Raw genomic sequence first — 24,976 nt, forward strand, 5'->3', positions numbered from 1 at the left:
TCCCCAAACCACCCGGACTCAAAGCTACTCTGGTCGGGGCCATGCTGCTGACGGTGGGGACTACGGCGGCGCTTGTCTATGTGCCCTGGTCGCTGGTGTCTAAGCGCAACATTGATACCATCGTTGATCAGGTGAATCAGGAGATTACCTCGGGCACATCTCAAGAGGTGGAAAAGCTGTTTAACAATGCCGACTCGGCGCAGTCGCTCTTAAACAGCAGTTTGGGACAGAATTTGATTGACTTGACCAGTGCTCAAGATCGAGAGCTGTTTTTGCTCAGCGTGCTGCGGGCCAACCCTAACTTCACCTGGGTTCAGTATGGGGATGCTACAGGCGATTTTTTTGGAGCCCAGCGCACGGCTGATGGGCGGCTTCACTTTCACCTGCGCGACTGGGATGGACAGAGCCAAAGCACCACGGCTACGGTCAACACCTATGCGATTGAATCGGGCCGTCTAACGCTGACAAATGCCGAAACCTATAAAATGGATCCGCCTTTTTTTGCGCCGGATCGGCCCTGGTATAGAAATGCTTTGGAATCGTCCCAAAAGCGCGCCTGGACAGTGTACGTCTACCGCTCGACTCAGTCTCCAGGGTTAGATGCCACCACAGCATTGATCAACCCAAAAGGAGAAATTTGGGGTGTGATTGGGGTCGGTATAGAGCTAACCCAGCTTTCAGACTATTTGCAGCAGCTGCAGACCAACCACAGTGGCGAGGCGTTTATTGTCAATTCTCGGCAAGAGCTGATTGCCTCTACGGATGTGGCAGAAGTGATGCCGACCCAGGGACAAGACTCGGCGGATCCTCACTTGCAGCAGCTTGAGACCGTCGAGAACTCACTGCTCCAAATTGCTAGCCAGACCTTGCAAGCCCAAGGGATAAATCTGGAGAACTTGACGGAGTTACAGCGGTTTGCCTTTAAAGATCCGGCCACTGGAGAGCGTTATTTGATTTCGTTTACTCCCCTAGAGCAGCTCGATTGGGTGGTCGGCACGGTAATACCCGAGGCTAGCTACCTAGTGGAGGTCAACCGCAACAAGCGTATGCTGCTGGGAGTAATCACCCTGTTTACCGGACTGACCGCTGGGGTCGCCGTGCTAATGGCCGATCGCCTGATTGCCCGCCCCGTGCTGGGTATTGCTCGCACGGCGGCAGCTATCGAGGCCGAGAAGTTTGAACTGGGGCAGCTGGGGGCGATCGCCCGCCGCACCGATGAAATTGGCCAGCTGGCCCGCGTGTTTGACCGAATGGCCCAACAGGTTTATAGCCGCGAGCAACGGCTGAAGCAGCAGGTGCGTGACCTGCGGATTGAAATTGATGAAGCCAAACGCCAGAAGCAGGTCAAAGAAATTGTTGAAACCGATTTCTTTCAAGATTTGACAGTCAAGGCCCAAAAACTGCGCAACCGTCACAGCAGCAAAGCGGCGATCGCAGAATCCAAAGAGGCTGAGCAGGCTTTACCGAGCTAATTCAGAGGGCAGCGGCGAGTCTGCCCTCTGAATTAGGACGCCACCATGGCAAGAAACACGACGAATAGCGCGTCTAGATTAGCCAGCGCCGTTCTAGCCGGTAATTCTCCTGGACTTTTTGGTGAGTGGCTTTAACCATTGCCTGGTGATGCCGAATGCGCTGGTTTTGCGTCAGGACGCTAGGCAATTCGGGGGGCGGCAGGCTGGTGTCTTGCTGGCGAGGGTTTTTGGGAACGCGAATGTAAAACAGCATGATTCCTCCTGTTTACGTTTTGATGTCAACAGGCTTCCGGACTTTGATAAGTAGTTGCTGGTCCACCGAGCACTACTCAGTAACGTCTACAGGGTGCTGTAAAGTAGCCTTCTTTGACATACTACAACGTACTACAAGAGAAATGGAACGGCAAGTCGGCGATCGCTCTTGGTTGTTAATGAGGTAACTGGGGGTTGCCATGCCCTGAATTCATGCATGTAATACAACGGGGGTGCGTTTCCTGAGTTAGAACGCAGTCGCGCCGCTGCCCAATGCGACCAAAGCAATCTGCACTACCAGGCGATGTGTCAGTCGGGGCTGAGGCTACAACAGATTTAAGCTGCTCAGGCAGCGGCGGGTAAGTTCCAGTCGGGCGGGGCCGTCGCTGTCCTGGCGCATGTCGATGTTGGTAGCAAACAGATAGACGTTTTCGCCCTGCTCTAGGTAGCCGACATACCAACCAATTTGGGTTTGATCGGGCTCTCCAAAACCAGCCCAGCCGGTTTTGGCACGCAGGGTGTAGTCGGGGGTGCGCTCAACGATCATGATGTCTTTTACCGTAGCGATCGCCGCCTCAGAAAAAGGCAGTTCGTTACGGTACAGGCGCTGCAAGAATTCAATCTGCTGCTGGGGTGTAATGCGCAGATCGCCCTCTAGCCAGAAGCTATCGATCGAATCAGGGCTGCCGATGGTTTGGTTACCGTAGCCCGCTGCGCTGACCCACTGCTGCATGCGATCGGGGCCAACGCGCCGGGCCAGTACCTGGTAGAACCAGACGGCGGAAAGGTTAAACGCCCTGCGCAAGTTCAAGTCCTGGTTCCAGGCGGGGACCATCCGCTCGATGCCATCCCAGGTGAGTACCACAACATCGTTTTGGATTACTCCGGTTTCAAGCGCAATCAGCGAATTGAGAATTTTGAAGGTGGAGGCGGGGAGAAAGGGTTGAAGGTTGCGATCGCGATTGTGCTGGTAGGTTACATTCTGGTTCAAGTCATGGATGATGATTGCACCCTCTACCTCAAGATCTTGAAAATGTTGAGTAAAACGAGCATCTATGCGTTCTGTCGGCTTAGTCGCTTGGGGCGCGATTGGGTTTTGGCTGACCTCAGCTACAGCAAGCTGGATAGGAAGCACCAGCAAACCACCAGCCGCTAAGCCACACAACCATTGCAAGGTAGCCTTCAACGTCATCCATCTCCTGCTGCGTCAGCGGGATTCATTCTACAGGTTGACAGGCCAATGGACTGAGACTATAGACTGGCAAACCTGTCACCGCTCTTAGGTGTAGGATTAGGTCAAATTTTTATTTCGTCAATCCCCTGTAGCTTTACGTTAGCTACAGGGGATGTAATCGAGCCACATTGTCAACCATATCGTTGTTACCGTGAAAGGGCAGCGTTAGAAGATTGGCCAGCCTAGATCAATTTCTTTTGACATTCTCGATGGGATTGAAGCATTCTTTCTTGGTGCCAATGGTTGTTTTTCTCACAGGGCTAATTCCCAGGAGATATATGTCTACCATTCAAAAATTTGATCCCGCCGTAAATCGTTTGCTTGCACTTTTGCCAACGGATGTCTATGAACAGCTAACTCCCCATCTAGAGCTAGTTTCACTGACAATCCATCAGCCTATCTACGAAATTGATGAACCTATCCCTCACGTTTACTTTCCCCACCACTCCCTAATTTCTTTGATCACCTCAATGGAAAATGGCTCTACCATTGAGATAAGCCTAGTAGGACGGGAAGGAATGGCGGGCATTTTGGCCGTTTTGGGCGGCAAAACCAAGGGGCATCGGGCTTTTGTGCAGATTGCAGGTCAGGCCATGCGTATGGAAGCCGCAACTTTAAAGGCTGAGTTCGATCGCGGTGGACCGCTGCAACGCGTGCTGCTTCGCTATTGTCAGGCGCTGTTGACCCAAGCGGCTCAATATGCAGCCTGCAACCGCTTTCACTTGACCGAGGAGCGACTGGCCCGCTGGCTCTTGCTGGTACGAGACTGCGTGCAAAACGATACATTTTTGTTAACTCAAGAGTTTATAGGGGAAATGTTAGGTGTTCCCCGCTCTAGTGTTACGGTAGCGGCTGGCAACCTGAGTCAGGCCGGTCTAATTCGCTACACTCGGGGACGGGTCACGATTTTAGATGGTAAAGCTTTAGAAGACTATTCTTGCGAATGCTATGGCGTCATCCAAAGCGAGTTTGCTCATTTGTTAGGGGTCTTTTAGGCCGCAATATTGCACCCTATGTTTAAAACCCGACCGACTTCACCACTTAGATCTGTCTAGGATGATATTGACTTAGCCGAGCAGACCTGCTGCTCTAGGTCAAACCCTCGTCTCGGGTAGTTATACAGCTAGAAAAATGTCAGTGCAGAGAAGGTGACGAAACGACCTGTGCCGATTGGCAAACTCTAGACTATCCGTCGCATTTGGTCAACCCTCAAGCACTAAAAATGGATCTAGAACATGCCGATTTGCTTGTCAAAGAATGTCCCAATAACTGCGACAGTTTTGATAGTTTATTTTCGCTACAGGGCCTACGGGTTCTTATCGTCGATGGAGATGTCGATACCTTAGACATCTTCAGTTTTGTGCTGCAAGAAAAAGAAGCAGAGGTTTTTGGAACTACTTCGATCGCCGAAGCAATTGCGAAGGCAAGTATCTGGTATCCAGATGTTTTGATCTGTAATATCAGCCTTCCAGGTCAAGATGGCTATGCCCTGCTTCACGAATTGAGAGGCTTGCAGACCGACCCAGCCAGAAACTTATCTGCCATTGCAGTGACAACGCTGCTCAGACAACAGGACTCTCTGAAACTCTTATCACAGAATTTTCCATTGGAAGGTTTTCAGAAGTATCTTCCCAAACCGACCGATGTCTATGAACTCGTTGCTGTTGTCGCAGAGTTGGCAAGACCGCAGACCCCAACCAATCAATCGTTTACCTCAGGCGGCAACTAGTTGTGCTAGCTGCGCCTGAGCGGCTGCAATGGATGCGGCCAAACTTTCGCTACTGTGCTCGTCGTTTTCGACATGCACAAAGGTAATGTCGGTGATGCCAATAAACCCAAACGCTACCCGCAGGTACGGATCTTGGTAGTTCATGTGGCCGTAGCGCTCGCCGGGGCCAAAGCCTGAGCTGCCGCGCGCCGTAATCACAAACATCTTTTTACCCTGGAGCAGAGGTTTGTAAGGGTCTTCTGCATTTTCGGGGTCGATGGCAAAGGTGCGGCCAGTGCGAACAATTTGGTCGATGTAGGCTTTGAAGGTGCTGGGCACGCTGAAGTTGTACATGGGTACGCCGACGACCAGGATATCTGCGGCGATGAGTTCGTCGATCAGGCGATCGCTCACGCTAAGCGCCTCCCACAGCTCGGGCGATCGCTGCTCCGGGGCCGTATAGGCGGCCACAATCCAGGGTTCATCCACATGGGGCACGGGCTGACGACCGACATCGCGGTAGGTGACGGTGTCGGCGGGGTGGGCTTGCCGCCAGGCTTCGACAAATTCGCGGGTCAGGCGGCGGGAGTGGGAGCGATCGCCCCGTGGGCTGGAATCGATGTGCAATAGGTGTGCCATAGGGCCTCTCAGTCAGTACCCGTTTAGCCTATGAAACCTCGCTGACCGGGCGCTATTTAATTCTTGGGAGGCTGTCAAAATCTTGCGGTAAATTGGCGATCAATCTAGCAAGCGCCGCACGGATATGGGCACATCTGGAAATGCGATCGGCGTAATGGAACCTTCTTTGAGCGTGGTTTGCGATTGATACACCTCATTGACCGGGTTGCGCATGACGACAAGTTCCATACGCTGGAGGTTGACTACCCAGTATTCGGGAATGCCTGCCGCAGCGTAGGTTTTTGCTTTAGGTTCCAAATCTTTTTGCAGGCTAGTATCCGAAAACTCCATCAGCCAAAAGACGTTTTCTGGGTAGGGGTGATGCTGCAAGTACTCCTTTCCCAAGGGCTGCACTACCGCAAGATCAGGTTCTGTTTCAGACTGGGCAGCAGGAATGGTAATGGGATGGCTTTCGCGAATTTGAGCCTGCTCACCGAGCATGGCTCTGAGGTAGTCCCCAACAGTGCTGGCGTAGTAGGCATGGGGCTCTCCTTCGGGGGGCATTTCGATGATTTCTCCGTTCAAAAGCTCCACCCGGCGATCGCTGAGAATGCCCGCCGCAATCATCTGGTGGTAGTCATCAAGAGTCCATTTTGCGATCGCAACGTGAGGGGTCATCGCTTCTCTCTGCCGCTATGAAAGTGAGAACTCGCCTGTTGTTCTATTCTGCCAGCCATTTTGCCAGATAGACTTGAGGTAGCTGGGCCGACGGGCCTGGCGTAACCTGTCTCCACAGCGGAGAATTTAGCCATGGATGCAGCTAAAACCAGACAGGCTAAGGGGTTGCAAAACCGCTTAGGAATGGATAACGCTGAGTTGACCTGCCTACCCACTTTGTCGAGTCGAGATTTGGGCTGGGAGCACGTTCACGTGGAGCAGTTTCAGCACCCTCCTGGAGAGTGCAGTAGCCCCCTGAGCGAGGATCACACAATTTGCTTGTCGCTGGCGGCTCGTCCGGTGCGGTTTTTGCAGATCAAAGACGGCAAAACCCACAGCAGCCTCTACGGCAAAGGCGATATTTCCATTACTCCGGCCCAAACGCCGTTTTTTGCCCGCTGGCAGGACGACGACCACTACGTTGAGCTGCGGCTTGACTCAGCCTTTATGGCTGCCGTCGCTCAAGACTCCCTGGGGCTGCCCGATCGCATTGAGCTAATGCCTGAGTTTCGGCTGCGGGATGGGCGCTTGGAGGCGATCGCCCTGATGCTGCTCGACGAACTCAACCAGGCCAACCCTGGCGGTCAGCTCTACGTAGAATCGTTGACCAACCTGCTGGCGGTACATCTGCTGCGGCAGTACGCGACGGTTCGACCAAAATTGCCTGTCCAGCCCAACGGATTGCCCCAACGACAGCTGTTGCCGGTGCTCGACTATGTTCACGCTATGTTGGATGCAGACCTAAAGCTGGCGGATTTGGCGGCGATCGCAGGCCTCAGCCCCTTTCATTTCAGCCACCAGTTCAAGCAGGCGATGGGGGTTGCCCCCTACCAGTACGTGCTGCAACAACGGGTCGAGCGAGCCAAGCAGTTGCTGAAACAAACCAACCACTCTATTGTGGAAATCGCCCTGCTGTGCGGGTTTAACAGCCATAGCCACCTGAGCAAACAGTTTCGCCAGGCCACGGGCACCACCCCCAGCGCCTACCGAGCGATCGTGCAATAACCGTCCTTCCCGTGACTGACCCTGTGACTCAACTTGTGCTCTACAGCAAGCCCGGCTGCCACCTGTGCGAAGGGCTGGAAGAAAAACTGGTGGCGGCTTCCCACCTGCCCTTTGAGCTAGAGGTGCGCGACATTACCACCCGTGATGACTGGTTTCAGCGCTACCAGTACGAGATTCCGGTGCTGTGCCAGGTGCGTTCTACCGAGGCGGGTATTGAAGAAATGCCTCTGCCGCGCCTGTCGCCGAGGGCACCCCAGGCCAAGGTGGAGCAATTGATACAGACTTATCTGGGCCACAGTAAGGCAGAATAGGTCAACTTCAGTGATGTGAGGAGTTGCTGACATGAAGCTGCGCCAACTGCTTGAGGGCCTGCCCACGGGGCTGATCGAGACCGGATTTTCGCTGCCGATGCAGGATAGCGATCCTGATATCAAGGGCCTGTGCACCAATTCCCACGCCTGTCAGTCGGGGGATGTATTCATTGGCATGCCCGGCACCCGAGTCGATGGCGGCGAATTTTGGCCCAGCGCGATGGAGTCTGGGGCAGCGGCGGCGCTAGTCTCCACGCAGGCTCTACAGGCTCGCCCTGTGGAGAATGACGCCTGCGTGGTGCCCATGACCGATATGTCTGTGGCCTGTGCCGAGGTGGCGGCGCGCTTTTACAACTATCCCGCCCGCCAGATGGGCCTGGTGGGGGTGACGGGCACCAACGGCAAAACGACTACCACTCACCTGGTCGAGCATTTGCTGAATGCTTCGCAGCAGCCGACAGCGCTGTTGGGAACGCTCTACACCCGCTGGCCGGGGCACCAGCAAACCGCCCTCTACACCACCCCTTTCGCGGTAGAGCTACAGGCGGAGCTAGCCAAGGCTCGAGATGCGGGCTGTCGCTTTGCGGTGCTGGAGGTCAGCTCCCACGCCCTGGCCCAAAAGCGAGTATGGGGCTGCCCCTTTGAGGTGGCGGTGTTCACCAACCTGACCCAGGACCACCTCGACTATCACCGCGATATGGAAGACTACTTCCAGGCCAAGGCGCTGCTGTTTAGCGAGGCCTACCTGGCGGGCCGAGCGGTGGTGAATATTGATACGCCCTACGGCGATCGCCTCGTTGCCCAGCTCCCTACCGATCGCGTCTGGACCTACAGCACTCAAAATTCCAATGCCGATCTCTACACCGGGGATCTCACTTACCAGGCCAACGGCGTGACGGGAACGCTCAAGACCCCCATGGGCACCGTGCCCTTCAGTTCGCCGCTGGTGGGGCAGTTTAACCTGGAGAATTTGCTGGCGGCAGTGGGGGCCGCGCTGCACCTGGGCGTTTCTCTAAACACGATCGCAGCTGCCCTGCCGGGCTTTGGCGGGGTTCCGGGGCGGATGGAGCAGGTCAAGGTGGCAGACAGCCAAGATATCAGCGTGATTGTGGACTACGCCCACACGCCGGATAGCCTGAAAAATTCTCTGACCGCCGCGCGGCCCTTTGTGCCGGGGCGGCTGATCTGCGTATTTGGCTGTGGCGGCGATCGCGATCGCACCAAGCGCCCTCAAATGGGCCGCATCGCCCACGAATTAGCTGACGCGGTGGTCGTCACCTCCGACAACCCTCGCACCGAAGACCCTGAGCAAATCTTGCGAGATGTCGTGGCGGGCATTCCGGCGGAGCTAGGGGCAGATCAGGTGGTGGGCGATCGCGCTACTGCGATTCAGTCCGCCATTGCGATGGCCCAGCCGGGCGATGGCATTCTGATTGCGGGCAAAGGTCACGAAGATTACCAAATTCTTGGTACCGAAAAAATACACTTTGACGACCGCGAACAGGCCCGCCACTTTCTTGAAAAACGGTATATAAGCTAACCCTTTTGCCCTAAAATGACAGCGTATGTGAATACACGCAACATTCTCGCCGTTATTTTAGGTGGTTAAAGATACCCTAATAGGTGCCATTGCTGATCCATTCTTGGCGCAGTTCTGGCCTGGCCCTGGCCCGTTGGAGCACCATGCAGTCTTATCAAGAGCAAGAGGTGTCGCTACATCGACTGCTTCAGTTGAGTGCAGCAACCCCAGACTACGTACAGGTTAAACCAAAAGGGTTTAGGGCAATTCTGCAATCGACCGTAGAATTTCTCGAAGCTCACAGTATTCAGGCGAATCTGCTGGTCAAGCTGCCGGTGGGTGACACTTGGCATGAAGATGTGTCGCGCTATGGTCAGGGGCTGGTGTCGCCCCACCAGGTGTTTCGGTTTGTACGCCTCGACTCAGCCCTATCCCTGTCGCCCTCCCAATCGGCGGAGGTGGTTTTGCCCCTTAGTGTGGGGCATACCTGGCGAGGTGACTATTTTGTGGTGGTGCAGTCTGAGACGTTCGCAGCAATGGTGGTGGCCCATCGCTTACAGCCGCTGTCCGCGACTGCTTTAGGCGATAATCAACGACTGGCTGAGGCTCAGCATTCCTCCGAGGCCGATGATGATGACGATGGCTCTGCCGTAATAGAAGAGCCTCAGGCGGCTCGGTCATCGTACCTGTCGGTGTGCTGCTCGGCAAACCCCGACCTGGTGGCTACCGTGGTCAGCGCCATTTGCCACCAGATTAACCAGAGCGTTGCGGCTGAGGCCGATACCGACTTGGTGACGCTAACTCAGCAGTGGTCTCAAATGCGGGCCACCCAAACCCTTACCCCCGCCTACCTGGCTTTGGTCGATCGCTGGCTGAATTGGCAAATCAAGCGCCAAGAGCATCTGCGCCAGTCGGCTTCGACCTATCGCCGTCAAGCCCTGGGCATGTCGAGCCTGTCTACCCAAAATGAGGTGCTGATCAATACCTTGCGCCTCAAGGATGACTTTCTCAATACCGTAGGCCAAGAGCTGCGCACCCCCCTAACCACCATTAAAACGGCGCTTACCCTGCTCGATTCGCCCCACCTCAAGCCGCCCCAGCGGCAGCGCTACATGGAGATGATCAGCCACGAGTGCGATCGCCAAAGTGCTTTGATTAGCGGCGTGCTCAACCTGCTGCAAATGGAAACCAGCATGGGTCAAACCCAGCTCGCCCCGTTGAACCTGGCGGAGACGGTACCCCCGGTGGTGAGTACCTACCAGCCCCTAGCTGCTGAAAAGGGCATTATGCTGGCCTATACCATTCCCCGGCAGGTACCAGCGGTAAGCTGCCCCGATAGCTGGCTGCGGCAGATTATGATTCATCTGCTCAACAACAGTCTTAAATACACGCTTAGCGGTGGCCGGGTGTGGGTGACGGCCCGCAGCACTCCAAAGTACGCCGAAATTGAAGTGCGTGATACCGGCACCGGCATTTCTGCCAGCGATCTACCCCGAATTTTTGATCACTTTTATCGGGGCCGCAATCTACCGCCCGACGAAACGGAAGGGGCCGGGCTGGGGCTGTCGATTGTGAAGCAGCTGCTGCTCTACTGCGGAGGGAGTGTGGTGGCTCGCAGCCAGCCTGAGGAAGGCACAACGATCGCGGTGCGACTGCCGCTGCACCACGGGTAGCCGCGATCGCTAGAATAGTTGCTTTGAAAGGCAGCTTTTGCTTTGACGTTACCCAAATCTGCTGCCCCAGGCGGTTCCTCTGAGGCAAATCTTGGCCCGATCTACGCGCTGCTGGCCTACAGCACCTGGGGCCTACTTCCCATCTACTGGAAATTTTTTGGTACGACCTCCGCCATTGAGGTGCTGAGCCACCGGATGATTTGGTCGGCGGTGTTTCTGGTTGGCATTTTGGTGGTGCAGCGGCGTCTACCCGATTTGCTGGCGCTGCTGCGAGGGGCAAAGCCTGACTCCGAAGGCTCATCGTTTCACCCGGTACTCGTGCTGCTGCTGACGGCCAGCCTGCTGAGCTTCAACTGGGGGCTATACATCTACGGGGTAAATAGCGATCGCGTCGTTGAGGCCAGCCTAGGCTACTATATCAACCCGCTAGTGACCGTGCTGCTGGGGTTTGTGTTTCTCAAAGAGCGCCTGCACCGAGGGCAGCAGGTGGCCGTGGCCCTGGCGGTAGTGGGGGTAGGCTACTTTATCTGGCAGCTGGGTACCGTACCGTGGATTGCTTTGGCGCTGGCGGTTTCTTTTGCGTTTTACGGCCTGCTGCGCAAGGTGGTGGCGGTGGCTCCTTTAATTGGTTTAGCGGTCGAAACGCTGCTGATCACGCCGATCACGCTGCTGTTTGTAAGCTGGTTGGGGATCACGGGCCAGGGTCATTTTGGCGAGAGTTGGTCGATGACGCTGCTGTTTATTGGGGCTGGGGTGACCACATCGATGCCCCTGCTGTGGTTTAACAATGCGGCGAAGCGGCTGAAGCTGGCTACCCTGGGCTTCTTCCAGTACCTGGCTCCCTCGCTGTCGCTGCTGCTAGGGGTGTTTGTGTACGGCGAGCCGTTTACTCCGGTGCATGTCGTTACCTTTGGCTGCATTTGGGCAGCGCTGCTGCTGTACTCGGTGACGGCGCTGCGGGCGAGGCCGAGGCCGATTTAGCTATTGCCAGTTTTCGCGACGCTGGAGGGGGTTCATCAATTCGTTTAGGCCTTCGCCCACTAGCGATAGCCCTGTGACCATTAGGGTCAGGGCTAGGCCAGGAAACAGTGCCGTCCACCAAATCCCCGTGGGCAGGGCATCGAGGGCCTGACGAATGTCGGCTCCCCACTCGGGCACCTGCTCAGGCAAGCCCAGGCCCAAAAATCCTAGCCCTCCCAACACCAAAATGGCGTCGGCAGCATTGAGGGTAAACAGCACCGGCACGCTTTGAATCACATTGAGAAACAGGTAGCGGGTGAGCACCGTCCAGGTAGAGGCCCCCATGGCTTGGGCGGCTTCAATAAACAGCTCGGTCTTGATGCTGACCGTGTGATTGCGCACCACCCGGTAGTACTGGGGAATGTAGGCAATACTGAGGGCGATCGCGGCATTCACCACCCCCCGACCCACGACAAAGGCCAGCGTGACCGAGAGCAGCAGCCCCGGCAGGGTGTAGATCGTGTCCATAAAAAACAGCAGGGCGCGATCGAGCCAGCCGCCCAGATAGCCGCTGACCATGCCCAGGGGCACCCCAATTGCCACGCTCAGCAGGGTGGCCAGTAGCACCACCTGCCAGGCGGCGCGAGTGCCAAACAGGGTGCGGGCAAATACGTCGTAGCCCTGGCGGGTGGTGCCAAACCAATGGTCGCCGCCAGGGGGCTGATGAATAGGATTCTGTAGCGCCGTGGTAGGGTCAGCAATCCAGCCCCAGCTTTGCAGCAGCGGGGCCAGCAGGGCAATCAAAATAAACGCCAGGGTAATGGCCAGACCTACCCACATCAGTACTACCGATACGTTAGCGGCAGGCTTGCCCCCAGGTTTGCCGGGGTTGCGCAGCAGGGGCGATCGCGGAGTGGTAGCCATAGCAGCGCAATGAGTGGACAGGCTCTATTATGCCAGAGCCAAGACCAAAGACTGGTCTTGGCGGGCGATCGCGCTCCCCTGGCAGCCGACCGACCTTGTCATAATGAAGAGAGTAAGCCCGCAGCGTGCTGTGCCGTTGAACCAGGCCAAGGGTTCAAACGACGTTTCGATAGTCTAACGCTAGAGACCTAACGCCAAAGACCGCCCGCCTGATCCATTGCTGGAGACCCCATGACTGCCACCGATAGCGCCCTTACCCTCCCTGATGTACTAAAAGTCGTTGCCTCGGGAACGCGAATTGAGGGTAAACAGGTTACTGCCGCTCTGCTCAAAGCCGAGCGACAGACTAAACAGCAGCGGGGGCAGATTCCGACCGAGGCGCTGCTGGGCACTTGGCGGCTACGGTTTACATCGCCTAAAAAACCTGCCTACAAAGCGGGACAGCCCACCCGCAGCGGCTTCTACATGCCGAGACTAGCGATCGCGACCATTAGCTTTAGCTGCGACGATAATCAGTTAACGATTCAAAACCAGCTTCAAGTTGGCCCCACCCGGCTGCGGTTTACGGGGCCAGCCAAGCTGCTGCCGAAGAAAAACTTGCTGGCCTTTGACTTTGTGCGCCTTCAGGTGCTAGTGGGCGGCCTCAGCCTGATCAACCTGCCCCTGCGTAGCAAAGCCGCCAAAGCAGGCGATTTTGCTGATACTCTTGTGGCCAAGCTGCCCTTTTTTGCCTTTTTTGCCGCCCAGACGGACTATATCGCCGCCCGTGGCCGCAGTGGTGGCCTAGCCCTGTGGGTAAAGCAATCCTAGCCTGGGGTTAACAACTGGCCCACCAATAGCGCCAGGGCAAAGGCCAAAAATCCCATCAGCAAGTTATCAAACCGGCCCAGGTGAGGCTCTGATAAGTCGCGGCGAAAGTCGCAGTTAAGGCAGACGTACTCGCTTTCGCCATGCTTAACAATGCTGTGCCGTCGGCACTGGGGGCACTCGATATGAGGGTCGTGCTGCTGGTGGTAGGGGACAAGCATGGGGAGACCTCAGGAAAGATGTTTTTTGTATATTAAACGTATTTCACTTTGTGTGCTGAAGATTAACGCATGGGTTAAGGGACGCGAGCTTCTCTTTAGCTATTTGTGCACTAGAAGCAATTTTTGTCACATTCTGTGGTCTGAGCGAATTGTTTCAGGTCACACAGAAATGGTGTGATCTTTGCGGTATCTTTGTATTTCACTTAGGTATCTTATGTATATTGGTCTTGGGTAAAGTGCTGTATCCCAAGCGGTTGTAAGGAGACCCTATGTCTAGGAAGTTGGTTAGCTATCGGTTGGCAGACGATTTACAACAGGCCCTCAAGGAGCGGGCGAGTAGCGAGGGTATTTCTGCCACCGAGTTGGTTAATCGCCTTCTGCGCCAGGGGTTGGCAGAAGACGTGACGGGCGATGCCATGCAGCAGCGGGTGTCACAGTTGGAGCAGGTCTTGCACCAATTAGAGCAGCGCGTTTCAGATCGTTCGGCTGATAGTCGAGCTGAGGGTGAGCTAGCTGCCCCAGCATCTGATGCCCTGGGCGTGCGTTTGCTGGCCCTGGAGCAAAAGCTCGATACGTTGACTACAGGTGTGGAGGAGGGCTGCCGCAGTCTCAAGCGGCTGTCTCTAATGGTGCACAGTGCGGCTGCTCACGAGCCGTCCGCTGCCCTGGGCCAATCTGGCCCAGACTTGTCTACCCCAGAGCCAAATGCCTATTCCCCAGAGCTGTCGCAAGATATGGTGCAAATGCCGCTGGCTGCCCTGCGCAAGTTGCTCAGCTCCGACCCAGGCGATTAGGTGTATTGGCGACCCTGGGAGTTTTTCTCACAGGAGTTACCCATGGCAATACGGCGCATTTTGGTGGATGAGGGGTTGCTGCTAGAGCTATTATTTGGCCGCCCGCTGCCGCTGTGCCAGGGCGATCGCCTGTGGGATCTGTTTCTGCAACGGCAGATCAACGGGTACGTAACTGACTTTGCCCTCGGGCAGGTGGGGCGTTACATTCTGCGATCGCACGACCCGAAAATCACCAAAACTACGCTAGACCAGCTATGTGGTTTATTTAACTGCTGCCCCATAGATCAGGCCATGATGCACACCGCTAAGGCCTCTCACCTGGGTCTACCGTTTGCCCTACAGGCGGCGGTAGTTGCCCAATTTGGGCTAGACGGCATTGTTACCCATCGCCCGCTCGACTACGTTACCGATACGGGGGAAGGGGAGGTACCTGTCTATACTCCTGGGCATCTGCTGGCGGAGTATGCTACCGATTACCTAGAAGCGCGTCGAAACAGGCTCGAAACCCAGTACCAGGACGACGCTACGGTGAATCAACGCACCTGGCTAGGTCGAATTGAGTCTGTGGAGGTCTGCTGTGGCCAAAACCTCCCCACGGCTACGGTCAGCGTACAAACCCCCCTGGGTTATAGGTACCAGGAGACAGCCTCAGGGGTGGGACCAGTAGATGCCGCCCTCAGGGCACTGAACCTGGCGGTCAACCGCTACATTCCGGTGGCGGGTGTGCAAATGGTGTATTATCGCTGCCTGGCCACCACGGCAGATTCTCCGGTGTCGGCGATGGTGCTGTTAGAACATCAGATGGCTCTGTTTCCAGGGCGTGGCTTTCACCTCGACGTGGTGATGGCGTCTATTGATGCTTACCTAGATGCGCTGGGGTATTTGATTTTTTGCGATCGCCTGTGGAGAATCGCCTCTAAAAAATTGCCACAAAAAAGGGTAGGTTCCCCTACCCCTTATGAGATATGTCTTTGAGACGAGGTACTACTGAACTAGGCCAGCGTTTCGGGACAGTAGCCCAAGCCCATCACAAACTGACGACGGAAGGCTTCGATCTCTTCGCGATCGGGCTTGCCGTGGGAAACAATTGCCACCTGGTAGCGCCGCATCACATCAATAGGTGACTGCCCAGTCTCTAGCCCCCAGAGGGCCATGCGCACTCGAATACCGGGATCATAGGCGATGCCCAGTTCGTTCATGTAGGCGCGAAAATCTTCGGCATCGGGAACGCCGATGTTGTCATCCATTTTGACTCGAACGACCCATCCATCAATCTGATGAATCACCGTCATAAACTCCAGGGGCAATCTCGGAGTGCCCAGCAGGTGTTCAACCACACGGAGGGTTAAACTGGCATTGGCGAGATAGTAGGTGTATTCCATCATTTGACCTTTAGACAGGTGCTACAGTTCTTATTGTCTTGGACTGGCCCTATAACCGTTAGGGTTAAGTCCCCCTAACTCACCTGGGTGTATCCACCCAACCTGACTAGGTCATGCACGATCATCAAGGACTGGCCCCAGATATGTCTCCAGAGGGCGATCGCCCTTCTTTTGAACATTCTCTAGCGGCTTATCAATATTCTCTGCCGCCAGAAAAAATTGCCCAAACCCCCGTTACCCCTCGCGATGCCTCACGCCTGCTGGTGGTAGACAGCGCCACTACTCACCGCCACCACCACTTCTACGATCTACCCACCCTGCTGCAGCCGGGCGACCTGCTTGTCCTTAACGATACACGGGTCATCCCTGCCCGGCTGCTGGGCTACAAGCCCAGCGGTGCCCAGGTAGAGGTGTTTTTGCTCGAAGACCAGGGGGATAACCAGTGGCTGGCCTTGGTGCGCCCCGGCCGTCGCCTCAAGCCAGGGGCCACGGTACACTTTGGCCCCAACCCCGACCAGCCCGACCTGGTTGCCCAGGTGCTCGATACCGACCCCGACACCAGTGGTCGCCTGCTGAAGTTTGAACCCCAGGGTAGTGAGTCTCTATTTGCCCTATTTGAGCGCTTGGGGGAGGTTCCCCTTCCCCCCTACATCACTGATACGGCTGCGTCGCCCGACCAGTACCAGACGGTCTATGCCGAGGCTCCTGGGGCGGTAGCGGCTCCAACGGCGGGGCTGCATTTTACGCCTGAGCTGTTCGAGCGACTGGAGGAAATGGGGGTGGGGCGATCGCGCATTACCCTGCACGTCGGCGTCGGCACCTTTCGCCCAGTAGAAGCCGACAACATTCTCGACCATAAAATGCACGGCGAATGGATCGATGTCTCGGCTGAAACCGTAGCGCAAATCAACGCCACCAAAGCCCGAGGCGGGCGAGTGATTGCCGTCGGAACGACGGTGGTACGTGCCCTGGAGGGCGCTGCCCAGGGCGGCGAACTGCAACCCTACCAGGGCAAGGTCAACCTATTTATCTATCCCGGTTATCAGTACCGTGCAATCGACGGGTTGATTACTAACTTTCACCTGCCGGGGTCTAGCCTGCTGATGCTGGTCAGCGCCCTGGTGGGCCGAGAGCGACTGCTGACGCTCTACGAAACTGCCATTGCGCAGGACTATCGCTTCTATTCCTTCGGTGATGCCATGCTAATTTTGCCCGAGGCGGTGCAGGGTCGTTAGGGTTGAAAGTAGATTGCTTGCTTAGGGAAAAGGCGGTGAGCACTTGAGATTGAGACTGGTCAGCCCTGCGATCGCCCCGCCACCTATCTCTAAAGGCTTAGGTAAGATCTCGCCACTCGCCGCCCCTATACTCAACGGCGCATCCTTGTTTGCATAGATGGAAATCAGGATGCATGTCTAATCGTGGATCGAGCCATCGGGCATGATCGCCCCGGTGAGAATGGTGCCCGTGAGCTTCACCATCGTGCGGCCCCCCACGGCGACCTTGGCCCCGCTGAGGTCGGCCCCACTGAGGTCGGCCCCGCTAAAGTCTGCGCCGATCAGGTCGGCTTCGCGCAGATTGGCGTGGCTGAGGTCGGCCTGTAGCAGGTTGGCGCGAAACAGCTTGGCCTTGCTGAGATTGGCCCGGTTGAGGTTAACCTTGTGCAAAAAGGCGTCGCTGAGGTCGGCCCCGCTGAGGTTGGCTTCGCTGAGATTGCGACCCCCAAAGTCTTTTTCGCGCAGGTTGGCCCCGCTCATGTCGGTGCCGCTGAGGTCAGGGCTTTGACGCGATCGGTGAGTGCTGGCCGCCCCGTTGCGGGTATGGGCGTTGTAGCTGTTGTAAGAGTCGTTTGGCTTGCTGCTGGATGAACCGTTGCCTGCCGCGCTGCCGCTGGCTGGTTTGCTGCCGGTGGAACTAGTCTGATTTTGGGCGCTGGAACTGCTGGAACTACCGTTAGCGCTGGGGGCTTTGTTGCCCCCTACCCCTGCCGCTGCATCGCGCCGCTGGCGGTAGGTCTGCGACTCACCAGTGCTACTAGTGCTACTAGACGAAGACGATGCGGAGCTACTGGTGCTGGTGCCGTCGTTGCTTTGCCCAGTGCCGCCATTACTTTGCCCAGTCCCGTAGTAGCTACCGCCGTAGGTGCTGCGCTGGTAGCGGTAGTAACGATTGTGGGAGGTCGATCGCTGCTCATCGTCAGGATCGTCGCTGGCGCTTTGGGAGCGGGTGCTGCCGTAGCCTTTGCTGGTGTAGCCACTGCCGTAGGCCGAGCGATAGTCGCTGGTACCATAGCCTGCCGTGGAGGCCTTATAGCTGCTGCTGGCGGTGCCGTAGCGACTGCTGGTAGGGCTGGTGGTGCTGCGACCACTGCGGTTGTGCGATCGCAGCAAATCTCGCGCGTGGTTGAGTTCCTTAATCTTGTCCTGGGCCTTTTTGTACAGCCGTTCGTTGTCTTGGGGAATGCGATCGGGGTGCCAGACGAACACCAGATCTTTGTAAGCCTGGTTCACTGCTTCCAGTGAGGCACCGGGCTCTAGCTCTAGAATTCGATAGGCGTTGTCCAGCTCACGCATGTAGAGACAATCTCGCGCTTAGGGGGTTAAGGCCGGTGCTTAACTCATAACATTTTAGGCGGCTTCCCCCCCGAGCGTAAGGCCTAAGCCATTATCTACCGGTTTGCTTAACGCCTTTGAGCGCAAATCGAGCCCAAATCCCCTGATTCTGCAAGAGAATTTGGGGGATCGGCGCAGCTTAATATACATACATTAAGTTCAGTAGGTCTGCTCGCCATTCTTGCGGGCCACTGATTAATTGTAAGGAGAGGGCTATGCGCGTATTGGTCATGGGTGGTACCCGGTTTATTGGGGTGTATTTAACCAAGTTGTTAATCGAGCAGGGCCACGAGGTGGTGCTGTTTAACCGGGGCAACCACCCTGCTCCAGTGGAGGGGGTGCCGACCATTGTGGGCGATCGCACCGATGCCGATAGCCTCAAAACCCAGCTCTCGGGCGAAAGCTTTGATGCCATCTTCGACAACAACGGGCGCGAGCTGAGCGATACTCAGCCCTTGATTGAAATTTTTGGGGACAAGCTCCAGCACTTTGTCTATGTCAGCTCGGCAGGGGTGTACCTCAAGTCTGACCAGATGCCTCATATTGAAGGCGATGCGGTGGATCCTAAAAGCCGCCACAAGGGCAAGTTTGAAACCGAAGCGTATTTGCAGGAGCAAGGGGTGCCCTTTACCTCGGTGCGCCCGGTCTACATCTACGGCCCGCAGAACTATAACCCGCTGGAGCAATGGTTCTTTGACCGGGTAGTGCGCGATCGCCCCATTCCCATTCCCGGCAACGGTATGCACCTCACCCAGCTGGGCCACGTGCAAGACCTGGCGGCGGCGATGGCGGCGGTGCTAGGCAATGAAACCGCGATCGGCCAGATTTACAACATCTCTGGCGAAAAAGCTGTGACCTTCGACGGGCTAGCTCGCGCCTGCACGGCAGCGGCAGGCAAAGATCCCGACAGTTTCAAGATTGTCCATTACGACCCCAAAGCCTTTGACTTTGGCAAAGCCAAGGCCTTTCCCATGCGGGTACAGCACTTCTTTACGGCGATCGACAAAGCTCAGGCCGAGCTGGGCTGGGCACCCACCTACGACCTGGTCACCGGGCTAAAGGATTCGTTCCAGAACGACTACCTGGCCTCTGGTGCCGGCAAAGCCGCGATCGATTTTGCCCTAGACGACCAAATTCTGGCGGCCTAACCCCCACGACATCCCCTGGTAGGGTGGGCCTTGCCCACCTTCTACCTTGGCGGTTAGCAGGTAGAGCCTATGGTCATGGATAGCCAACCACAGACCTAAGGCTATGTCTATCTATTGGTAGAATCTCTAACTCCGTTTCAGACAAGGGTGCTCGGTTCTGTTTACGATGGAATTTGGCCCCTGTTGACTCTTTGGCTACCCTCATGGCTGATCGCCTCGATATTCTGTTTCTTGTGCTCGATACTCAGCGGGCCGATCGCCTCTCCTGCTACGGCTACGACCAGCCCACATCGCCAAATCTGGATGCGATCGCCGCCGACTCCACCCGCTTCACCCAAGCGGTCTCGGCGGCGCAGTGGACGGTGCCCTCCCACGCCTCGATGTTCACGGGGCTCTACCCCTCCGAGCACACTATGGTGCAGTCGTATTCGGTACTCCCCAACGATTTGCCGACTCTGGCCGAACGACTTGAGTCCAGCGGCTACTACACCGCCGGGTTCTGCAACAACCCGCTGGTCGGCGTCATCAACAACGGGCTGCGGCGTGGGTTCACTAGCTTTCTCAACTACAGCGGCCTGCTCACCTCCAAGCCCAACCAGGCGGGCAGCCATCCTGATCTGGTGAGCCGCTACCGCCAGTGGTTTAAGGGCAAGGTTGCAACGTTCCTGAATCGCATTCAAGATGCTTTTGCCCGGTCTGATGCGCTGCTGGCTCTGTCGTTTACCCCGCTGATGGTGCCCCTCTGGCAAACGGCCCTGAGCTTTAAGGGCAACACGCAAAAGTCGCTGGAAGACACTGCCAACCTGTTAATCAACCGCACTGGGGTAAAGACCGATCAGCCCATTTTCACCTTTGTGAATTTGATGGGCACCCACATGCCCTACCACCCGCCCCGCCGCTACATCGAGCAGTTTGCCCCCCACGTGCTGGCCGATCGCAAGGCCCAAACCTTTTTGCAGCGCTTCAACGGCGACGTCTACGGCTGGCTAGCCCCGCTGACCGGAGCCCTCGACGAGCAGCAAAAGCAAACCCTCGACGGCATGTACGACGCCGAGGTCGCCTACCAGGATGCCATGCTGGGCCAGTTCTTTGAGCGCCTGAAGGATTCGGGCCAGCTTGACAACACCTTAGTAATCATCTGCGCCGACCACGGCGAGCACCTGGGCGAAAAGCAGTACATGGGCCACAGCCTCTCGATTTACAACGAGCTGGTGCGGGTGCCGCTAATCATCCGTGATCCCCAAAATCGACTGGAGCAGGGTTCGGTTGTAGAGGCTGTTGTGTCTACCCGCCGCCTGTTTCACACGGTGTTAGCCGCCGCAGGTATTGCTAACGAGAAGGAGTTAGCGCTAGATCTAACCCACAGCCAGGGTGTGCCCAACAAGCGAGACTATGTGTTTGCCGAAGCCATTCCGCCCCAGAATGTAGTGAATTTAATGCAGAAACGGCAGCCGGAGTTGGTGAAGGAAATGGGGTGCGATCGCGTTCGTCGCGCCGTCTGGATGGGCCAGCACAAGCTAATCGAAACCGAAGGCTCCGTGGCCGAGCTTTACGACGTGCTTGCAGACCCCACCGAAGCCCTCGACCTCAGTGCCATCCTGCCCGAAAATGTGGAAGTGTTGCAAGACTGCCTGCAGGCCTTCGCCGATCGCTCTGACCAGCACCTGGCCCAGGCGATCATCACCCGCGCCGCCGACTACGACGACCCCGAAGTCCGCCGCCGCCTCGAAGAACTGGGCTATTTGGAGGATTAAATTGATAACGTGATGAAGGAATTTGACTAGTCAAGTTCCTTCATCACGTTGTTAGAACTACTATGTATCCCCCTGTCTCCCCCATCATCTTTGAAATCGGCCCCTTTGCCTTGCGCTGGTACGGGCTGCTGATGCTGGCGGCGATTTTGACGGCGGCGACGGTGGCGGGGCGCTACGTGGCCCGCCGGGGCGAAGACCCCGACAATCTCTGGGACATGCTGTTCTGGATTTTGATTCCCGGCTTTATTGGGGCGCGGCTTTACTACGTGTTCATTCAATCGCCACGGGGGCCAGAGGGGCTGGGCTATTACCTCGAAAATCCGGGCCAGATTTTGCAAATTTGGGGCGGCGGTATTCATATTTTTGGTGGGTTTATCTTTGGGGCGATCGCGCTTTTTATCTTCAGCCGCATTCGCAAGCTCAACCCGCTGCCGTATCTGGACGGCATTGCCCTGGGGCTGCCTTTAGCTCAAGCCATTGGTCGCTGGGGCAATTTCATCAACCAGGAGCTTTACGGGCCGCCCACCGCCCTGCCCTGGGGTTTACGCATTGATGCTCAGCACCGGATCGCTCCCTATAACGACCTGGCTCAGTACCCCGACTCCACTCGATTTCATCCGCTGTTTCTCTACGAGTCGCTGTGGAACTTCGCGGGTTTTGCAGTGCTGTTTTGGCTGTCGCGCAAGTTTGAGCGGCAGCTTAAGCCAGGGGATGTAGCCCTGGGCTATCTGATCTGGTACCCGTTGGGGCGATTCTTTATTGAGTTTTTGCGCACCGATTCGTGGTTTTTTCCCGGTACGCCGTTTAATGCCGTGCATATTTTGTCGGCAGGGGCGATCGCGATCGCAGCGCTCGCCCTCTACCAACGCCATCGACGCGTTGCGCTGTAAACAGGCTACCTATGCCGCCACGTAATGAGAATATAGCCACAGGTCAATACCCTGTCGCTACAATGGGAGAATTGAGAAAAATTACCTCATTGATGACCTGGGCAGATTGTTCTTCATAATGCTCAGTTCTAGTTGAACATTCCTCTGCCTAAAGGCTCAAGTCATGCCACTGCCTGTTGTTGCGGTTATCGGACGCCCAAATGTGGGCAAATCTACCCTAGTGAACCGTTTGGCCGGGGCGCAGGACGCAATCGTCTATGACCAGCCAGGGGTGACGCGCGATCGCACTTACCAGCCTGCTTTTTGGCGCGATCGCGACTACCTGGTTGTCGATACGGGCGGCCTGGTGTTTGACGACGACACCGAGTTTTTGCCCTATATTCGCGAACAGGCCCAGCTGGCGCTGACTGAAGCCAGCGCGGCAGTATTTGTGGTCGATGGTCAGGTTGGCCCTACCGAGTCAGACCGAGAAATTGCTAGCTGGCTGCGGCAGCAGTCTGTCCCAGTCCTACTGGCCGTAAATAAGTGCGAATCGCTTGATCACGGCCTAATCCAGGCCGCGCAGTTTTGGGAACTGGGCCTGGGTGAGCCCTATGCCGTGTCGGGCATTCACGGTACGGGCACAGGGGAGCTGCTCGATGCTCTGGTCGAGTTTCTGCCCGAAACCGTTGAAGAACAAGAGACCGAAGAAATCAAAGTCGCTATTGTAGGGCGGCCCAACGTGGGCAAATCGAGCCTGCTGAATGCCTTTGTGGGCGAAACCCGCGCCATTGTTAGCTCCATTTCGGGCACGACCCGCGATGCGATCGATATGCAAGTGCAGCACGGCGACCAAATTTATCGCCTGATCGACACCGCCGGTATTCGTAAGAAAAAGAGCGTGGAGTACGGGCCAGAATTTTTTGGCATCAACCGCGCTTTTAAGGCCATTCGCCGGGCCGACGTGGTGCTGCTGGTGATCGACGCCCTCGATGGCGTCACCGAGCAAGACCAAAAGCTGGCGGGCCGCATTGAAGAAGATGGTCGCGCCTGCATCATTGTGGTCAACAAGTGGGATGCGGTGGAAAAAGACAGCCACACCATCTATGACTTTGATCATCAAATTTCCGCTCGACTAAATTTTCTTGACTGGGCCAAGCGCATCTTCGTCAGTGCCAAGACCGGCCAGCGGGTGCCCAAAATTTTGGAGCTGGTCGACAAGGCCGTAGAGCAGCACCGCCGCCGGGTCAGCACTTCGGTCGTCAATGAGGTGCTCGAAGACGCGGTGAAGTGGCACACGCCGCCCACCACCCGCCAGGGCCGCCAGGGTCGCATTTACTACGGCACTCAGGTCACCGTGCGGCCCCCCTCTTTCACCTTGTTTGTGAATGATCCCCACCTGTTGAAGGACAACTACCGACGCTACGTGGAGCGGCAGTTCCGCGAAAACCTGGGCTTTGAGGGTACGCCGATTCGCATTTTCTGGCGGGGCAAGGCGATGCGCGACCTGGAGCGCAACAACCCCAACCGGGCGACTAAGGTGTAGGCTCTGGTCGCTGGTGGTTTCGACTCCGCTCATGGTTTCGACTCCGCTCATGGTTTCGACTCCGCTCAACCACCGGGGGCCGAGGGCTGAGCGAAGTCGAAGCCCGATTATGAAGTAGCAGCTTACGACTCCATGGATCTTCTTCGCTCTCTTCCCATTGGTCTTTATCTGGAGCAGCCGGTCACCTGGCTGCATCGGCTCGATCCACGGGTCAAGATGGCCTGGCTGATGAGCATTTTGGTGACGCCCATTTTGGCGAATGCCTACTGGCGGTTTGGGCTGGTGGCGCTGCTGGTGCTGCTGACCCTGGCGGCGCGGATTCCGTTTCGGGTGTGGCGGCAGCAGATGGGCTGGCTGGTGGTGTTGGCCGGTATTGTCATGCTGCTGACCTTTGTGATGCCTGACGGGCTCCAGGTGTCGCAGACGCCGCGATTGCCGACCCCAACCAGTATGGAAACGCTAGAAAATCCTCCAGAAGAGCTGCCGGAGCTGCCGCAGCCGACGTCGTATCGCTACGTGGTGATTGACTGGGGGCCAGTTACCGTCACGCGGCGATCGCTCGATCTGGGCATTCGCATTGGCACGCTGCTGTTCACCCTGATCTACGGCACCAACCTCTACCTGCTCACCACCGCGCCCGAAGAAATTACCCTGGCTCTAGAAACGCTGATGGCCCCGCTGCGGTGGTTTCGTCTGCCGGTGACCGAGATTGCCCTGACAGTGACGCTCTCGCTGCGATTCATTCCCCTAGTGCTGGAGGAAGTGCAGAATTTAGTGCGATCGGTGCAAACCCGCGCCATCAACTGGAAGAAGTTGGGCTTTCGCGGCTCGGCCCAGGTGTGGCTGGCGGTGATGGAGCGGCTATTAGAGAATTTGCTGCTGCGGGCTGAACAAATTGCGGCGGCGATGGAAGTGCGCGGCTTCACTAGCCCCAACGAGCATCGAGTGCGCTGGTATCAGCTAGTGCTCAGGTCGTGGGACTGGTTCTTTTTAGGGCTACTGGTGGTGTTTTGGTGGGCTAGGTGGGTGTGGGGAGGCGAGATTTGAGCTGGTGGGTGCGATCGCAGCCCCTGGGGCATCGCACCGGCAGCGATATTTTTCAGGCCCTCTATGGCGACCTCCTGCGGCAGCCCCCAACCCCCTCCACTCTGGTCGCCTTGCTAGAGAGCCCCTATCCTCTACCTGCCGTGGCCCAGCCCCACGCCATTCACAGCCGTTTTTCTATCTGCGCCGGGCCACCCCGACAAGAGAACGGTCTTCCACAGGTGTGGACGCCAGCGGTAGGTCACATTCTGCCCACTCTGGCCGAGCGGTTAGCCGAGGGAGATCAGTTAGGCCTGATTGGAGACGAAGCGGCAGCGGCGGCGCGATCGCTACCCTTTACGGGCGGCTGGCTGGGCTGGCTAGGCTACGACCTGGCCTGGGAAATCGAGCGTTTGCCCACCCTTAAAGC

25 protein-coding genes and 1 pseudogene are annotated in these 24,976 nt (G+C 56.7%); 18 read left to right on the plus strand and 8 right to left on the minus strand.

Annotation, left to right across the window (positions count from 1 at the left end; translation table 11 throughout):
- Positions 1-1,472 (plus strand): cache domain-containing protein (locus IQ273_RS11910; RefSeq protein ID WP_194023389.1); only part of this gene is annotated, 1,472 nt, incomplete at its 5' end.
- 73 nt (positions 1,473-1,545) lie between these two features.
- Here the strand turns inward: IQ273_RS11910 and IQ273_RS11915 are convergent.
- Both IQ273_RS11915 and blaOXA read right to left on the minus strand, forming a co-directional pair.
- The gene (locus IQ273_RS11915; RefSeq protein ID WP_194023390.1) at positions 1,546-1,725 is read right to left on the minus strand and encodes a hypothetical protein; all 180 of its coding nucleotides are present in this window, start codon (positions 1,723-1,725) and stop codon (positions 1,546-1,548) included.
- A 324-nt stretch (positions 1,726-2,049) separates the two neighbouring features.
- Positions 2,050-2,916, minus strand: a complete 867-nt coding sequence (gene blaOXA / locus IQ273_RS11920) for a class D beta-lactamase (protein ID WP_194023391.1) — start codon at positions 2,914-2,916, stop codon at positions 2,050-2,052.
- Between the two features lie 320 nt (positions 2,917-3,236).
- Here blaOXA and IQ273_RS11925 point away from each other — a divergent pair, with 320 nt between their 5' ends.
- Both IQ273_RS11925 and IQ273_RS11930 read left to right on the plus strand, forming a co-directional pair.
- A complete protein-coding gene (locus tag IQ273_RS11925; protein ID WP_194023392.1) occupies positions 3,237-3,953 on the plus strand; it encodes a Crp/Fnr family transcriptional regulator in 717 nt (238 codons plus the stop codon).
- A gap of 227 nt (positions 3,954-4,180) precedes the next feature.
- Complete coding sequence (locus tag IQ273_RS11930; protein ID WP_194023393.1) at positions 4,181-4,687, plus strand: response regulator; 507 nt, start codon at positions 4,181-4,183, stop codon at positions 4,685-4,687.
- Here IQ273_RS11930 and IQ273_RS11935 read toward each other — a convergent pair.
- Together IQ273_RS11935 and IQ273_RS11940 are read right to left on the minus strand one after the other, a co-directional pair.
- Positions 4,673-5,305: an FMN-dependent NADH-azoreductase gene (locus IQ273_RS11935; RefSeq protein ID WP_194023394.1), complete on the minus strand. Its 633-nt coding sequence runs from the start codon at positions 5,303-5,305 to the stop codon at positions 4,673-4,675. The genes IQ273_RS11930 and IQ273_RS11935 overlap by 15 nt on opposite strands.
- A gap of 99 nt (positions 5,306-5,404) precedes the next feature.
- Positions 5,405-5,962, minus strand: coding sequence for a Uma2 family endonuclease (locus IQ273_RS11940; protein ID WP_194023395.1), 558 nt, complete (start codon positions 5,960-5,962; stop codon positions 5,405-5,407).
- 132 nt (positions 5,963-6,094) lie between these two features.
- Between IQ273_RS11940 and IQ273_RS11945 the strand changes: the two genes are divergently transcribed.
- From IQ273_RS11945 to rarD, 5 genes are all read left to right on the plus strand, one after another.
- Complete coding sequence (locus IQ273_RS11945) at positions 6,095-7,006, plus strand: helix-turn-helix domain-containing protein (RefSeq protein WP_228052871.1); 912 nt, start codon at positions 6,095-6,097, stop codon at positions 7,004-7,006.
- A gap of 23 nt (positions 7,007-7,029) precedes the next feature.
- Positions 7,030-7,317: a glutaredoxin family protein gene (locus IQ273_RS11950; RefSeq protein WP_194023396.1), complete on the plus strand. Its 288-nt coding sequence runs from the start codon at positions 7,030-7,032 to the stop codon at positions 7,315-7,317.
- A gap of 31 nt (positions 7,318-7,348) precedes the next feature.
- Positions 7,349-8,857, plus strand: coding sequence for a UDP-N-acetylmuramoyl-L-alanyl-D-glutamate--2,6-diaminopimelate ligase (locus tag IQ273_RS11955; protein WP_194023397.1), 1,509 nt, complete (start codon positions 7,349-7,351; stop codon positions 8,855-8,857).
- 89 nt (positions 8,858-8,946) lie between these two features.
- Entirely contained in the window at positions 8,947-10,509 is a 1,563-nt protein-coding gene (locus tag IQ273_RS11960; RefSeq protein WP_194023398.1) for an ATP-binding protein, read from the plus strand.
- Positions 10,510-10,551: 42 nt separating this feature from the next.
- Positions 10,552-11,490 (plus strand): EamA family transporter RarD, encoded by a 939-nt coding sequence (gene rarD / locus IQ273_RS11965; protein WP_194023399.1) that lies wholly within the window; start codon positions 10,552-10,554, stop codon positions 11,488-11,490.
- Here the strand turns inward: rarD and IQ273_RS11970 are convergent, their stop codons facing one another.
- Complete coding sequence (locus tag IQ273_RS11970) at positions 11,491-12,309, minus strand: ABC transporter permease (protein ID WP_397197645.1); 819 nt, start codon at positions 12,307-12,309, stop codon at positions 11,491-11,493.
- A 315-nt stretch (positions 12,310-12,624) separates the two neighbouring features.
- Between IQ273_RS11970 and IQ273_RS11975 the strand changes: the two genes are divergently transcribed.
- Positions 12,625-13,203 carry a hypothetical protein gene (locus IQ273_RS11975; RefSeq protein WP_194023401.1) on the plus strand — a complete coding sequence of 193 codons (579 nt, stop codon included), beginning with the start codon at positions 12,625-12,627 and terminating at the stop codon, positions 13,201-13,203.
- Here the strand turns inward: IQ273_RS11975 and IQ273_RS11980 are convergent.
- Entirely contained in the window at positions 13,200-13,421 is a 222-nt protein-coding gene (locus IQ273_RS11980) for a hypothetical protein (RefSeq protein ID WP_194023402.1), read from the minus strand. The two genes, IQ273_RS11975 and IQ273_RS11980, sit on opposite strands and share 4 nt — an antisense overlap.
- 269 nt (positions 13,422-13,690) lie before the next feature.
- On the opposite strand from IQ273_RS11980, the gene IQ273_RS11985 reads away from it, so the two are divergent.
- Positions 13,691-14,215 (plus strand): hypothetical protein, encoded by a 525-nt coding sequence (locus tag IQ273_RS11985; RefSeq protein ID WP_194023403.1) that lies wholly within the window; start codon positions 13,691-13,693, stop codon positions 14,213-14,215.
- A 42-nt stretch (positions 14,216-14,257) separates the two neighbouring features.
- The gene (locus IQ273_RS11990; RefSeq protein ID WP_194023404.1) at positions 14,258-15,190 is read left to right on the plus strand and encodes an alpha-isopropylmalate synthase regulatory domain-containing protein; all 933 of its coding nucleotides are present in this window, start codon (positions 14,258-14,260) and stop codon (positions 15,188-15,190) included.
- 17 nt (positions 15,191-15,207) lie between these two features.
- Here IQ273_RS11990 and IQ273_RS11995 read toward each other — a convergent pair whose 3' ends face one another.
- Positions 15,208-15,597 (minus strand): hypothetical protein, encoded by a 390-nt coding sequence (locus tag IQ273_RS11995; protein ID WP_194023405.1) that lies wholly within the window; start codon positions 15,595-15,597, stop codon positions 15,208-15,210.
- Positions 15,598-15,740: 143 nt separating this feature from the next.
- On the opposite strand from IQ273_RS11995, the gene queA reads away from it, so the two are divergent.
- Positions 15,741-16,832, plus strand: a complete 1,092-nt coding sequence (queA, locus tag IQ273_RS12000) for a tRNA preQ1(34) S-adenosylmethionine ribosyltransferase-isomerase QueA (protein ID WP_228052880.1) — start codon at positions 15,741-15,743, stop codon at positions 16,830-16,832.
- A 177-nt stretch (positions 16,833-17,009) separates the two neighbouring features.
- On the opposite strand, the gene IQ273_RS12005 is transcribed toward queA, so the two are convergent.
- Positions 17,010-18,167 (minus strand): pentapeptide repeat-containing protein, encoded by a 1,158-nt coding sequence (locus IQ273_RS12005; RefSeq protein WP_194023407.1) that lies wholly within the window; start codon positions 18,165-18,167, stop codon positions 17,010-17,012.
- 254 nt (positions 18,168-18,421) lie between these two features.
- On the opposite strand from IQ273_RS12005, the gene IQ273_RS12010 reads away from it, so the two are divergent.
- From IQ273_RS12010 to IQ273_RS12035, 6 genes and pseudogenes are all read left to right on the plus strand, one after another.
- Positions 18,422-19,354: an NAD-dependent epimerase/dehydratase family protein gene (locus tag IQ273_RS12010; protein ID WP_194023408.1), complete on the plus strand. Its 933-nt coding sequence runs from the start codon at positions 18,422-18,424 to the stop codon at positions 19,352-19,354.
- Between the two features lie 203 nt (positions 19,355-19,557).
- Positions 19,558-21,108: a sulfatase gene (locus IQ273_RS12015; protein ID WP_194023409.1), complete on the plus strand. Its 1,551-nt coding sequence runs from the start codon at positions 19,558-19,560 to the stop codon at positions 21,106-21,108.
- Between the two features lie 62 nt (positions 21,109-21,170).
- The gene (gene lgt / locus IQ273_RS12020; RefSeq protein WP_194023410.1) at positions 21,171-21,998 is read left to right on the plus strand and encodes a prolipoprotein diacylglyceryl transferase; all 828 of its coding nucleotides are present in this window, start codon (positions 21,171-21,173) and stop codon (positions 21,996-21,998) included.
- A gap of 163 nt (positions 21,999-22,161) precedes the next feature.
- Positions 22,162-23,523, plus strand: a complete 1,362-nt coding sequence (der, locus tag IQ273_RS12025) for a ribosome biogenesis GTPase Der (RefSeq protein ID WP_194023411.1) — start codon at positions 22,162-22,164, stop codon at positions 23,521-23,523.
- A 132-nt stretch (positions 23,524-23,655) separates the two neighbouring features.
- Positions 23,656-24,570: an energy-coupling factor transporter transmembrane protein EcfT gene (locus IQ273_RS12030; RefSeq protein WP_194023412.1), complete on the plus strand. Its 915-nt coding sequence runs from the start codon at positions 23,656-23,658 to the stop codon at positions 24,568-24,570.
- Positions 24,567-24,976, plus strand: a pseudogene (locus IQ273_RS12035) (anthranilate synthase component I); the annotation flags it as partial. The gene IQ273_RS12030 and the pseudogene IQ273_RS12035, both read left to right, overlap by 4 nt.

The organism is Nodosilinea sp. LEGE 07298 (assembly GCF_015207265.1).
GTDB lineage: Bacteria > Cyanobacteriota > Cyanobacteriia > Phormidesmidales > Phormidesmidaceae > Nodosilinea.